Annotated in this window: 12 protein-coding genes; 4 read left to right on the top strand and 8 right to left on the bottom strand. The window is 71.3% G+C overall.

Annotated features, from left to right (window positions below; all coding sequences use genetic code 11):
• Positions 1–652 precede the first annotated feature (652 nt).
• Positions 653–1642: a hypothetical protein gene (locus P1V51_06870; protein MDF1562747.1), complete on the bottom strand. Its 990-nt coding sequence runs from the start codon at positions 1640–1642 to the stop codon at positions 653–655.
• A complete protein-coding gene (locus P1V51_06865) occupies positions 1639–2226 on the bottom strand; it encodes a hypothetical protein (GenBank protein MDF1562746.1) in 588 nt (195 codons plus the stop codon). Before P1V51_06865 ends, P1V51_06870 begins: the two co-directional genes overlap by 4 nt.
• 130 nt (positions 2227–2356) lie before the next feature.
• Between P1V51_06865 and P1V51_06860 the strand changes: the two genes are divergently transcribed.
• Positions 2357–3493 carry a hypothetical protein gene (locus P1V51_06860; protein ID MDF1562745.1) on the top strand — a complete coding sequence of 379 codons (1137 nt, stop codon included), beginning with the start codon at positions 2357–2359 and terminating at the stop codon, positions 3491–3493.
• Positions 3494–3626: 133 nt separating this feature from the next.
• On the opposite strand, the gene P1V51_06855 is transcribed toward P1V51_06860, so the two are convergent.
• Positions 3627–4388 carry an enoyl-CoA hydratase-related protein gene (locus tag P1V51_06855; protein MDF1562744.1) on the bottom strand — a complete coding sequence of 254 codons (762 nt, stop codon included), beginning with the start codon at positions 4386–4388 and terminating at the stop codon, positions 3627–3629.
• Positions 4389–4402: 14 nt separating this feature from the next.
• Positions 4403–5497 carry a 6-hydroxycyclohex-1-ene-1-carbonyl-CoA dehydrogenase gene (gene had / locus P1V51_06850; protein MDF1562743.1) on the bottom strand — a complete coding sequence of 365 codons (1095 nt, stop codon included), beginning with the start codon at positions 5495–5497 and terminating at the stop codon, positions 4403–4405.
• Between the two features lie 86 nt (positions 5498–5583).
• Between had and P1V51_06845 the strand changes: the two genes are divergently transcribed.
• Together P1V51_06845 and P1V51_06840 are read left to right on the top strand one after the other, a co-directional pair.
• On the top strand, positions 5584–5721 hold the full coding sequence (locus P1V51_06845; protein MDF1562742.1) for a hypothetical protein: 138 nt from the start codon (positions 5584–5586) through the stop codon (positions 5719–5721).
• Positions 5722–5739: 18 nt separating this feature from the next.
• Positions 5740–5925, top strand: a complete 186-nt coding sequence (locus tag P1V51_06840; GenBank protein ID MDF1562741.1) for a hypothetical protein — start codon at positions 5740–5742, stop codon at positions 5923–5925.
• Between the two features lie 9 nt (positions 5926–5934).
• On the opposite strand, the gene P1V51_06835 is transcribed toward P1V51_06840, so the two are convergent.
• Together P1V51_06835 and P1V51_06830 are read right to left on the bottom strand one after the other, a co-directional pair.
• Positions 5935–9309: an error-prone DNA polymerase gene (locus P1V51_06835; protein ID MDF1562740.1), complete on the bottom strand. Its 3375-nt coding sequence runs from the start codon at positions 9307–9309 to the stop codon at positions 5935–5937.
• A 105-nt stretch (positions 9310–9414) separates the two neighbouring features.
• The gene (locus P1V51_06830) at positions 9415–9840 is read right to left on the bottom strand and encodes a hypothetical protein (protein MDF1562739.1); all 426 of its coding nucleotides are present in this window, start codon (positions 9838–9840) and stop codon (positions 9415–9417) included.
• 145 nt (positions 9841–9985) lie between these two features.
• On the opposite strand from P1V51_06830, the gene P1V51_06825 reads away from it, so the two are divergent.
• A complete protein-coding gene (locus P1V51_06825) occupies positions 9986–10390 on the top strand; it encodes a hypothetical protein (GenBank protein ID MDF1562738.1) in 405 nt (134 codons plus the stop codon).
• A gap of 7 nt (positions 10391–10397) precedes the next feature.
• Here the strand turns inward: P1V51_06825 and P1V51_06820 are convergent, their stop codons facing one another.
• Positions 10398–11675, bottom strand: a complete 1278-nt coding sequence (locus P1V51_06820) for a hypothetical protein (GenBank protein ID MDF1562737.1) — start codon at positions 11673–11675, stop codon at positions 10398–10400.
• Positions 11672–11950, bottom strand: coding sequence for a TMEM165/GDT1 family protein (locus P1V51_06815; GenBank protein MDF1562736.1), 279 nt, complete (start codon positions 11948–11950; stop codon positions 11672–11674). Before P1V51_06815 ends, P1V51_06820 begins: the two co-directional genes overlap by 4 nt.
• Between the last annotated feature and the right edge of the window lie 41 nt (positions 11951–11991).

Genomic DNA, 11991 nt, shown 5'->3' with positions numbered 1-11991 from the left:
GCTTCGACGGCCTGGCGGCGCTGGTGGAGGCCTGGGGCGAGGACATCTACGAGGGCTCTTCGTGGGTGGGTCGCGGCCTGGCGTGTCCCGAATAGAATTCTACCCAAGGGAAACGGCCCACACCTGGGCAGGGGCGGCGACAGAAGTATCCATCTACTTCTCCGAAAACATCATCTCGGAAGACCCCGTCACCAGCATCCAAGTTCTCGATGCGGATGATCGGCGCCTGAATTGCATTGACATCACTGGTCGCGATCCTGCTGCCGAAACCAGGTTCATCGCGTTTCAGTTCGAGTGTCCTGCGAGCCCGTTGCCAGCTGCCTTTCGGATTGAAGCCGCTCCCACAGGAGAAAGCGGCGCTGTCTGGGCTTGGCCTGAGGCGGGCCGGACCATGCAATTGGAACCAGTTCAGGTATTCGGACCAAGTTCAGCCGGGGACCCTGGAACCACGGTGTGGATCGCGCCCCGCAAGGAAGAAGAGCTAGGCATCGCCCCCCAGGGTGAAGGAAAGGATTGGCGCGAGGCCTCAGCTGGGAGTGGTTGCTCGACGATGAGATCGGGGGCTGAGCCGGGTTGGCTCATCCTCCTTCTTGTTCCGGCCATCTGGCACAGAAAGAAAGCTCAACCACGGGGCAACGAGTAGGAACGAGACTCAGAACGCCCGCAGGGCCGCCACCGTCTCCTTCACCTCGGACTTCCAGCCCAGCTGGAAGTCGTGCCCCCAGGAGAGGAGGAAGGCGGTGTTCGGGCCCCCGCCGATCCGGCTCTCGGTGGCGTACTTCAGGTAGGGCAGCACCTGCACCACCAGCTTCGGCCAGATCGGCGAGTCGAAGGGCTTGTAGATGGCCAGGGCGCCGACGTTCATCGAGCGATCCCCCGAGCCGAACATCTTCCGGTCCCGGTAGGTGGCGCCCACCCAGAGGAGCGGGCCGCCCTTGCCGTCGAAGATCTCGTAGACCACCGCCGCCTGGTGCTCGTAGCCGAAGTCGTTCCGGGTGATGATCATGTCCCGGTAGGCCTCGTAGAGCAGGTCCGAGGTCTCCTCGGAGTGCGGCCGCACCCGGAACCAGGTGAGGTCCCAGGCGTCGAAGGCGATGATCGGGCCGACCTTCACCTTCAGGGTCGGGGCCACGCTCAGGTAGCCGAAGGCGCCGGAGCGCGCCGGCGCGGTGCCGTCCCGGTGGCGGGGGTTGCGGTCGGTCTCGAGCTTCGAGACCGTGAGGTCCGGGAAGGGCACGAGCCCCGAGCCGCTGGGCCAGACCAGCTGATAGCCGGCCTGCACGTCCACGTCGAAGATGGCGATGGGGGCGAAGGAGAGCCGCGGCCCCACGTCGATGAAGGCGGGGGTGATGGCGAGGCGCATCCCCGCGCCCGCGTAGGTCTCCTCGAAGAGGATCGACTTCGAGTTCCAGAGGGGCACCCGGTACTGGCCCTTGAGGTCCAGGATCAGCCCCGAGGGGAAGCCCGAGACCCCCAGGCCCGCGCTCGTCCAGAGCCAGGGTGGCGGCTGCTCGACCGCGTCTTCCTGGGTCGCCTCGGCCTTCGCCTCGGCCGGCGCCTCCTCCGCGCTCTCCTCGGCGCGGAGCAGCCCCGGAGCAGCGACGAACACGACCAGACCGAACAGGACCGAAAGGCGCCTCACTCTGCCTCCTCCTTCTTCGCCGCCGGCGCGGCCTTGAACTTGCCCCACTTCGCCTCGAAGCGCAGCAGCTTGCCCTCGGCGTCGAACCAGTAGTCCCAGCTCGGCCCGACCAGCTTGTAGAAGCCGGTGAGGTGGAGCTCCACGTGGGTGCAGGGCACGCCCTGGCAGGAGGTCTTCTCCTTCACCTCGGCGCCGAAGGTGTAGACCTTGCCCGAGTCGGTGTCGATCGCCGGGAACTCGACCTCGGTCTGGCCCGCGGCGGTGATCGCCCCGAGGCGGATGTCCACCGACTCCGAGTCCCACAGCCCCTTCTGCTTGATCCGGCTCTTCTCGCCGTTGACCGTGAAGTCCGCGCCCTTGGCGTCGTAGCGGATCTCCACCTTGCGGCCCTCGGGATTCGAGCGCTTCGTGAGGATCGGCGTGAAGTCCGCCTTCGCCTCGTGGTGCACCGTCCACTTGGGCGAGGTGCCGTCGATGACGAGCCCGCTCTCGGTGGTCTTCACCTTCCACTCCAGCTTGCCGAGCGGCCCCTTCAGGACCGTCGAGGGTGGCGCCGAGAGCGCCCCCGCAGCCGTGAGCAGCACGATCCCTACCGTCCCCAGACCCGTCATCACAGACCTCCGCCCCGTCGAATTCCCCGGAAAACTTCGACCGAGGGCCACGGTACCGCGAAGCCCCCCCGGGAGCCACCACCTCATGATAGAGCTTGGGGGCATGGGGAGCGGGATCGAGGTTCGGCGGGTCGAGGATGAAGGAACCGAGCGCGACTTCCACGCGCTCCCCTACCGCATCTACCGGGACGACCCGACCTGGGTCCCCCCGCTGGACCTCTACCAGCGCTCGCGCCTCTCCCCGAAGAAGCCCTTCTTCAAGGAGGCCACCCTCCACCGCTACGTCGCCTACCGGGAGGGCGAGCCGGTGGGGACGATCTCCGCCCTGCGGGATCCCCGCCACGAGCGGGTCCGCGAGGAGCGCACGGCCTTCTTCGGCTTCTTCGATCTGATCGACGACGCCGAGGTCGCCGAGGCGCTGATCGAGCGGGTGAAGGCCGACGCCCGCTCGTGGGGCGCGACCACCCTGCGCGGCCCCCGCAACCTCACCCGGGTCGAGGAGGTCGGGGTCGTGGTCGAGGGCTTCGACCGCCCCCAGCCCATGCTCGCCGGCGCCTCGCGGCCCTACTACCAGGCCCTCCTCGAGGCCCTCGGGGCCGAGAAGCACCACGACGTGCTGGCCTACGACATCGAGATGTACTTCGAGGACGGTCGCCCCAAGCCCATCCCCGACTACCTCCTCCAGAAGGCGTCCGAGGTCGACCTGCCGGGCCTGGTGCTGCGGCCGGCCAACCGGCTCCAGCTCAACCGGGACCTGCGCCTGGCCCACGAGTGCTTCGTCGAGGCCTTCCGGGACGTCCCCGAGAACACGCCGATGCCGCTCTCCCAGTTCGTCGGCCTCGGGCGGGCCTTCCTCTTCGTCTCCAACCGCCACATGCTCCAGCTGGCCACCGTCGACGGGAAGGCCGCGGGCTTCGCCCTCTGCTTCCCCGATCTGAACGAGGCCATCATCAAGGCCCAGGGCAAGACCCTCCCCTTCGGCTGGGCCAGGCTCCTCTGGGGCCTGCACGGCGTGCGCACCTCCAGCTTCAAGCTGATCGGGGTGCTGCCCGAGTACCGCAAGAGCGGCCTGCACTCGCAGATGATCGTCCGCGCCATCGACGGCAGCCGCGACGCGGGCTACCGCCGGATGGAGGCCTCGCTGGTCGACGAGCGCAACGACAAGATGCGCAAGGTGGTCGAGAGCACCGGCATGGAGGTCTACCGGCGCTACCGCTTCTACGACTTCCAGGTCGACTAGCTGCGGGGTCGAGATCGTGCACGGTCAACCGATGGCAGAAGCGAGCGAAGGCGGCGCATAGCCGGCGAAGCGGCAGCGGTCCAGTTCGCGATCCGGCCCGAGCTGGGGGCTCGGGGGAGCGGACGCTCCCCCGCTATCGGTGTTTCCAGACAGACTCCCGCTTCTCGACGAAGGCCGTGAGGCCCTCGACCGAGTCGGCGCCCGACATCAGCTCGCCCAGGTAGCGCGCCTCGGCGGCGTCGAGGTGGGCGTTGAAGGCGGGCACCCAGCTGGCGCGGGTGGCCTGGACGGCCTGCCGCAGGGCGAAGGCGCTCCTGGGCAGGAGCTGGGCCTCGGCGTAGGCCACGGCGGCCGCCAGCGGATCCTCGTCGATCTGCTGGACCAGCCCCAGGGCCAGCGCCTCCTCGGCGCCCGCGCTGCGGCCGGTGAGGAGCAGGTCCTCGGCGGCCTGGGGGCCGATCCGCCCGGGGAGGAGCGCGCTCGCCACCGGCGCGAAGACCGCGAGCTGGATCTCGGGCTGCCCGAGCCTGGCCTTCGGGCCGGCGAAGACCCGGGAGGCCAGGAGCACGATCTCCATCCCGCCGCCCAGGCACTGCCCGCCCACCGTGGCCAGCAGGGGCACGGGGAAGGCCGCCAGCTTGCGGCAGAGGGCGTGGAAGGAGCCGATCATCGCCTCGAACTTGCCCGGCAGGTGCTCCTCGACGCTGGCGCCGAAGGAGAAGTGCTTCCCCTCGTGGGTCAGGATCACCGCGGCGAGCTGCGGATCCTGCTCGGCCTCGTCGAGGGCGGCCGAGAGGGCCGCCATCATCTGCGCGTCGACGATGTTCGCCGGCGGGGCGTTCAGCTTCAGGGTGAGGAGGCGGCCCTCGTGGCTCTTCGTGATCTCCAGTGCCATGGTCGTGCTCCCCTCTAGCCCTTCACCGGGACGATCACCGGGCGGACCTTCAGCTGGTGGCCGTGCACCTGGTCGAGCACCGCGTTGAGCTCGGTGTCGTCGAAGCGCTGCACGAAGGGCTCGACCTCGACCTTGCCCTCGAGGACCAGCTCCAGGGCGTCCGGATAGAGCTCGGGCACGCAGCCCCAGTTGCCCACCGCCTTCGCGTCGAAGGCCATCAGGTTCGAGAGGCGCAGCTCCTGCTTGGCCATGGTGAAGCCGACCACCGAGAGGGTCGCGCCGTAGTCCAGCAGGTTGAAGGCCGTGCCCTGGCCGCCGCCGGTGCCGGAGCACTCGTAGATCTTCCGCTCGATGGGGCGGGCGCCGGCCTCCTTGGCCAGGCGCTTGACCTCCTTCTTGAGCTCCTTGGGGTCGAGGGCCGAGGGGTCGAGGACCCCGGCGTCGCAGTGCTTCGCCATGGCCTCGCGCCGCTCGGCGTCCGGCTCGATGCCGATGACCTTCGCCCCGAAGGCCCGGGCGATCTGGACGCAGTAGCCGCCCACGCCGCCGAGGCCGATGACGATGGCCAGGTCCCCCTCGGCGAGCCCGGAGCGGGTCACGGCCTGGTAGGGGGTGGTGATGGCGTCGGCCAGGACGGAGAGGTCGGCCAGCTTCAGGGAGAGCTCCCCGACCGTGGCGTCCGGCCCCGTCCCCTTCACGGGCACCGGGCAGAGGCCCCGGGCGGGCACGACGATGTGCGAGGCGAAGCCGCCGTGCATGTCGTTGCCCGGCATCTTCTGGGCGCTGCAGATGTTGCCGTGGCCCTTCCGGCAGGCCTCGCACTCCCCGCAGGTCATCACCGCCGGGACGATCACCGCCTGGCCGACCAGGCCCTCGTGACCCTCGGAGGCCGCGACGACGAAGCCCGCCACCTCGTGGCCGAGGGCGAGGGGCAGCTCGTGCCGGGTGCGCACCCCGTCGTGGAGGAAGCCGATGTCGGTGTGGCAGATGCCGCAGCCCGCGACCTCGACCACCACCTCGCCGGGGCCGGCCTCGAAGGCCTCCACCTCGGTCCGCTTCAGGGGCTCGCCCACCGCCGTCATCTCCCAGCGCCAACCTGCAATGCTCATCCCAGAGGCCTCCATCGTTCGGGAAAAAAGTCGGCGGCACTATAGCCCACCTGAATCCTCGTGCCCCCCCGCTGGCTCTCACCGCCATGCGAATGCCTCCCGGCGCAGAGAAGCCCGCCTACCGCCTCGAGCTGACCCCCGAGGCCGCGGAGGGTCTGACCAAGCTCTTCGAGGCCGAGGAGCGGCCCGCGGCCCTGCGCCTCTACGTCGAAGGCTTTGGTTGAGGCGGTCCCCGCTTCGGGGTGGCTCTGGATGAGCCACGAGACGACGACCACTCCCTCAAGGAGGGAGGCTTCACCTGGGTGGTGGATCAGCGCGAGGCCGAGTGGATCCTCGGCGGCGCGGGCATCGTGGTGGACTGGGTCCGCGGCCTGATGGGCGAGGGCCTCTCCGTCCGCCGCAGGGACCACTACGGCGGGAGTTGCTAGCCGCACCTCCTAGTGGAAGTCGTGGCTCTCGGGCCGGGGGGGCGCCTCCAGGTCCGGGATCCGGAAGTCCTCGGCGATGAGGTGGACCACCCCCTCCTGGCTCTGGATCCTCCCCTCGATCTCCAGGAAGGCCTCGGTCTTGATGAGCAGGGCGAAGCGCTCGTAGACCTGCTCCCAGACCACCACGTTCACGAAGCCGCTCTCGTCCTCGAGGGTCATGAAGACGACCCCCCCGGCGGTGCCGGGCCGCTGGCGGGTGATGACCAGGCCGGCGTAGCGGGCCCGCTGACCGTCGCGCAGGGAGGCGAGGCCGGCGGCGTCCGGGAGCCCCCGGGCCCGCAGCACCCGCCGCAGGGGCTCGAGGGGGTGCCCCCGGGTGCTGTGCCGGCTGGAGGCGTGATCCCAGGCGATGGTCTCGAGGGCGCCGAGCCCGGCGAAGCGCACGGGCGCCTCCCGGCTCTCCAGGGGCAGGCTCTGCTCGCACTCCCGCGATAGCCGGCGAACCTCCCAGAGCGCCTCGCGCCGGGAGAGCCCCAGGGACTCGAAGGCCCCGGCCTCGGCCAGGCGGGTGAGCCCCCCCTCGTCCGGCCCACCGGGGAGGACCACCTCCTCCAGCCGGGCGATCCCGGCGAGGCGCCGGCGCAGGGCCAGCCACTGCCCCGCGTCCTCCCGCAGCCCCTTCACGTAGCGCAGGCCCATGCGCACGGCGAGGCGCGCGTCCCCCGGGTGCCGGACCTCGTTCGAGAGGGCCTCGAGAGCCGCTCCTCCCATCGGTCTATCAGGCGAGATCCGGGCCTCTTCACGGCTCACGGCTGACGGCTGACGGCTCACGGGGTCCGCTTCCGCGGCCCCCGGGGAGTCGATCCGCTCCAGCGTGCAGTCCCAATCCGAGCAGGTCACGTCCACCGGCCGGATCTCCACCCCATGCCGCCGCGCGTCCTCCACCAGGGTGGCCGGCGAGTAGAAGCCCATGGGCTGGGCGTTGAGCAGGGCGCAGACGAAGGCCGCCGGGTGGTGGCACTTCAGATAGGCCGTGGCGTAGCCGATCAGGGCGAAGCTCGCCGCGTGGCTCTCGGGGAAGCCGTACTCGCCGAAGCCCTTGATCTGCTCGAAGACCCGCTCGGCGAACTCCCGGGCGATGCCCTTCGCCATCATCCGGCTCACCAGCCGGTCGTGGTGCCCCTCGATCCGCCCTCCCCGCTTCCAGGCCGCCATGTCCCGCCGGAGCTGATCGGCCTCCCCGGGGGTGTAGTCGGCGGCCACCACCGCCAGCTTCATCACCTGCTCCTGGAAGAGGGGCACCCCCAGGGTGCGCCGCAGCACCGGCTCGAGGCAGGCGTGGGGGTAGCCCACCGGCTCCTTCCCCGAGCGGCGGGCCAGGTAGGGGTGGACCATGTCCCCGGCGATGGGCCCGGGGCGGACGATGCTCACCTCGATGACCAGGTCGTAGAAGGTGCGGGGCCGCAGCCGGGGCAGCATGGCCATCTGGGCCCGGCTCTCGATCTGGAAGACGCCCACCGTGTCCCCCCGGCAGCAGAGATCGTAGGTCTCGGGGTCCTCGGCGGGGACCGTCGCCAGGCTCATCTCGACCTCCTCCTGGCGCCGCATCAGCTCGAAGCAGCGGTCGACCACCGCCAGGGAGCCCAGGCCGAGGAGATCGACCTTGAAGAGGCCCAGGGCGTCGAGGTCGTCCTTGTCCCACTGGATGACCGTGCGCTCCTCCATGCTGCCGTTCTCGATCGGCACCAGGGTGTGCACCGGCGCCTGGCCGAGGAGGAAGCCCCCGGGGTGGATGGAGAGGTGGCGGGGCATCCCCCGGATCTCCTCGACCCGGTCGCGCAGGTGGATCACGGCCGGCGCGTCGGGATCGAGGCCGGCGTGCTCGAGCATCTCGCCCCAGGCGCCGTCGTGGCGGTGGGCCAGCTTGGCCAGGCGATCGAGCGACGCCTCGGGCAGCCCCAGCACCTTGCCCACCTCCCGGATGGCCGAGCGGGTGCGGTAGCTGATCACCACGGCCACCATGGCGGCGTGGGAGCGCCCGTAGGTCTCGTAGACCCACTGGATGACCTCCTCCCGCCGCTCGTGGGCGATGTCGAGGTCGATGTCCGGGGGCTCGGGGCGCTCCCGGGAGAGGAAGCGCTCGAAGAGCAGGTCCATCCGCACCGGATCCACGGCGGTGATCCCCAGGCAGTAGCAGACCGCCGAGTTCGCCGCCGAGCCCCGCCCCTGGCACAGGATCCCCTTGGCCCGGCAGAACTCGACGATCTCCCACATCGTCAGGAAGTAGCCCGGGTAGTCGAGCTCCTCGATGAGCGCGAGCTCCTTCTCGAGCTGGGCCCGCACCGGCTCGGGCACCCGGCCCTCGTAGCGCCACCGGGCCCCCTCGAAGGTGAGCTGCCGCAGCCACTGACTGCTGGTGAGCCCGCTGGGCAGCTTCTCCTCCGGGTAGCGGTAGCGCAGGGAGCGCAGGGAGAAGTCACAGGCCGCGGCGATGGCCTCGCTGACCGCCAGGGCTCCGGGGTCGTCGGCGAAGAGGGCCGCCTGGGCCTCGGGGGAGCAGAGGCCGTGCTCGGCGTTGGGCTGGAGGAGGCGCCCGGCCTCGGAGAGGCGCACCCCGTGGCGGATGCAGCCCAGGACGTCGTGGAGGGGGCGCCGGGAGGGGGCGTGGTAGAGCACCTCGCTGCCCGCCGCCAGGGAGAGCTCCAGGCGCCGGGCCAGGCGCCGCAGCCGCGCCTCGCGCAGGGCGTCGTCCGGGTGCTGGTGGCGGGTGAGCAGCAGGTGCAGGCGCTCCCCGAAGGCCGCTCGCAGCCCCAGGAGGGCCTCGGCCTCCTCGGCCTCGAGCCGCGCCTCGTCCGCGGCCGGCAGCAGCCCCCCCTCCGGCTCGGCCTCCCCCTTCGGGAAGGATCGCCGCCCGGGCCAGAGGGCGAAGAGCCCCCCGGTCTCCTCCGCGAGCTCGTCCAGGAAGACCAGGCTCTCCCCCTTCTCCGAGCGCAGACGGCCGTGGGTGATGAGCCGGCAGAGCCGCGACCAGCCCCGGGCGTCCTGCACCAGGAGGACGACCCACCACCGATTTTCCCCAATGATCTTCGATGGGTTCGGATTCCTGTTGCACCTTGTGGTGCCCTCCCCGGCCCCCTCGGGCGCGGGGGCGGCCCCCTCCCGGTGGGCCACCGTGAGCTGGGCGCCGTGGATCAGCTTCAGCCCCAGGCGCTCGGCCTCGAGCTGGGCCCGCACCGCGCCGTAGACCCCGTCGCGGTCGGTGAGGGCCAGGCTGCGAAGCCCCAGGCGGTGGGCCTCCTGGACCAGCGCCTCGGGCTGGCTCGCCCCCTCGAGGAAGGAGAAGCAGGACTTCGTCCAGAGTGCCGTGCCGCTGTCCGTCGTCATGTCCGGACGGAAGAGATTAGCAGACTTTTATCTGCTTTCAAGGGCCGAAGAAAGCGCCGCCCGCCCGGAGGGGCAAAGCGGCGCGGGGTCTTCGATCGCCCGGCGCTACATCATCCCGCAGGTCGCGGTGATGTCGGCCGAGTCGTCGCAGGTGCAGTCGGTGCAGCTGCTGAGGTTGCAGGTGCCCGAGTCGCTGACGGTGGCGGAGCAGGCGCCGCCCTCGCAGACCATGTTCACGGTGGCCTGGCTGCTCACGTTCGCGGTGCAGCTCCCGCCGGCGCAGTCGTAGGCCACGGTGCTCTGGCCCGAGGCGGTGAGGGAGCAGCCCCCATCGTCGCAGGTCAGGGTCACGGTGCCCTGGGTGTCGGCGGTGAAGGTGCAGTCCCCACCCTTGCAGTTCCAGACGCAGACGTCCTGGCCGGTGCAGCCGCAGGAATCACCCGCGTGGCAGTCGGTCGGGGAGCCGCAGGCGGCGGTGAAACCCCCCAGCAGGAGCAGCCCCGCCAGCACGAAGAATCGACGCATCATCATCAGTACCCTCCACTCTCTCTCACGGTTGGTGGCCCCCGCCACTGGATCCGTGACGCGCACCATCCTGCTGAGCCCGCCTCGAGGTCAAGACGCAACCCGTCGGGCGGTTGCGCCGCGGCCGCTCCCGGCCGATGCTGCCGGGAGGATGAGCCCCAAGCGCCCCACCCCGGCCTCCCGGGTCAAGAGCCTGCTGACCCTCGACGCCGGCAACGTCCTGCGCCGCCTGGAGGCCCGGCAGGCCACGATGGTCCAGGCCTTCTCCCGCCACCGGGACCGCCAGGCCCTCCTGCGGCCGATCCGCTCCCGCTTCGACGGCGCCGGCTTCGACGAGTTGGTGCAGCTCACGCCCCGCCAGCAGGAGGCGGCGACCCGCTTCTACGAGATCCTCGACGACCTCGCGTACTACTTCACCTATACCGAGGATATGCCCGGAACTGCTTCGGAAAAACTCTCCGCCTACCTGGAAGATCTCCAGGCCGCGCACCGGGACCTGCTGGCCTCCCTCGGCCGCCGCCGGCGCGGCGGGAAGACCGGCGCCGGCCCGGAGTGAGGACCCCTCAGGCGTAGAAGCGGTAGCGGTTCAGGGCGTAGGTCGAGCGGGTCACCGGGCTCACCTGCCCCAGCGCCCGGCCGATCGCCTCCGCCTCCCGGAGCGCCGCCGCGGGATCGGGGGCCCGGTCCCAGGGAGAGAGGTAGACCCGATCGCGGCGGGTGAGCCCGAGCGAGGCGAGGTAGGCGACGGTCTCCCGGCGGTGAGCCTCTTCCTCCTCGGGCCGGGAGGCGCCGGTCAGGACCGTGATCCCGGCGGCGATCCCCGCCTGGCGGAGGGCCTGGACGTTCCGGCCGAGCTCGGAGAGATCGCCTGGCTTGCCGAGGCGCTCCCGCAGGGGAGCGTGGGCCGTCTCCAGCCCCACGACCACCAGGGCGACCCCGGCCTGCCGCAGGCTCCGCCAGGCCGCCTCGTCCCGCCCGGGGGCGTGGTGGGGGTCGAGGAAGCCGGCCGCCCCCCGGGGGAAGGCGCCGAAGCGCGCCTCGACCCGCTCCAGGAGGAGGAGGAGGCGCTCGTCGGAGACGCTGAAGGCCGAGGCCGAGCCCAGGAAGAGGCCGTCTCGTGCCCGCAGCCCCTCCCCGAAGAAGGCCTCGAGCCGGTCGAGGTGCGTCTCGAGGGTCGGGCCGTCGAAGGCCCGGAAGGTGGCGTCCTGATACCAGGCGCAGAAGGTGCAATCGGCGTGGGGACAGCCGGTGGCCGGGAGGACGACCAGATCCCGGTAGCGGTCGGGAGGGAGGATCGGGACGGGCTCGGCGTAGACCCGGTCGAACTCCCGGGAGAGCGCGAGGAACTCCGGGGGCCCGAGCGCCTCGGCCCGCGCCAGGAGCGCGTCCGCCCGCGCGAGGCGCCGGGTCCTCCCCTCGGCCGGGACCCCCGGCGGCTCCTCGATCGCCTCGGGGGCCGCGTGGCGGAGCCGGGCCCGCAGGCTGGCCGCGAGGGTGGCGACCACCCGGTGCCAGCTGCTGTCCGGGGGGGCGTCCCGGGCGACGATGTCGCCGCCCGTCTGCCCGGTGAGGGAGGCGTCGCTGCGGGCGAAGACGATCCCGCCGTCCACCCGCCGGCGGAGCATCCAGGGCCCGATCCGGGCGGTGATCCACCGGCCCTCGGCGTCGAGGCGCAGCGAGCGGGCCGGGGCCAGCTCGAGCTTGATCCCCCCGGCGACCTCCCGCAGGCGGATCTCCTCGACCGGGGTCCCCACCGCGACGGCGAGGGCCCGCTCCCCCTCCCGGGCCAGGGGCGGGGGCACCTCCAGCTCGGGGGAGGCCATCTGGGGGCCCGCGCTCAAGCCTCTTCGCGGGCCATCAGGTAGACGATCCCCAGCACCAGGAAGACGGCCCCGGCGCCGCGCTTGAGCCAGATCGGCGGGATGACCCGGGCCACGGCGTCCCCGGCGAGGACCGAGATGGCCGAGGTCGCCACCAGGGCGAGGCTCGCCCCCAGGAAGACCACCCAGCGGGAGCTCCCTCCCGCCGCGAGGCTCATGGTGGCCAGGTTGGTCTTGTCACCGATCTCCGCCAGGAAGATCGCTGCGAAGGTCGTCGCGAAGAGCTTCAGATCCATGATCTGCTCCTATATCCGAGCCCGGGGCTGCGCGCCTCCTT

The sequence above is a fragment of the Deltaproteobacteria bacterium genome (genome assembly GCA_029210625.1).
In the GTDB taxonomy this organism is placed as follows: domain Bacteria; phylum Myxococcota; class Myxococcia; order SLRQ01; family SLRQ01; genus JARGFU01.
Note: the sequence above shows the minus strand (reverse complement) of the source record. Positions and strands in the feature narration are given on the sequence as shown.

Excerpts from the sequence above, each read along its gene's own strand:
- P1V51_06860 (MDF1562745.1), top strand. The coding sequence starts at position 2,357 with ATGGGGAGCGGGATCGAGGTTCGGCGGGTCGAGGATGAAGGAACCGAG.
- P1V51_06835 (MDF1562740.1), bottom strand. The coding sequence starts at position 9,309 with ATGACGACGGACAGCGGCACGGCACTCTGGACGAAGTCCTGCTTCTCC.
- P1V51_06855 (MDF1562744.1), bottom strand. The coding sequence starts at position 4,388 with ATGGCACTGGAGATCACGAAGAGCCACGAGGGCCGCCTCCTCACCCTG.
- P1V51_06815 (MDF1562736.1), bottom strand. The coding sequence starts at position 11,950 with ATGGATCTGAAGCTCTTCGCGACGACCTTCGCAGCGATCTTCCTGGCG.
- P1V51_06825 (MDF1562738.1), top strand. The coding sequence starts at position 9,986 with ATGAGCCCCAAGCGCCCCACCCCGGCCTCCCGGGTCAAGAGCCTGCTG.
- had (MDF1562743.1), bottom strand. The coding sequence starts at position 5,497 with ATGAGCATTGCAGGTTGGCGCTGGGAGATGACGGCGGTGGGCGAGCCC.
- P1V51_06830 (MDF1562739.1), bottom strand. The coding sequence starts at position 9,840 with ATGATGATGCGTCGATTCTTCGTGCTGGCGGGGCTGCTCCTGCTGGGG.
- P1V51_06845 (MDF1562742.1), top strand. The coding sequence starts at position 5,584 with ATGCGAATGCCTCCCGGCGCAGAGAAGCCCGCCTACCGCCTCGAGCTG.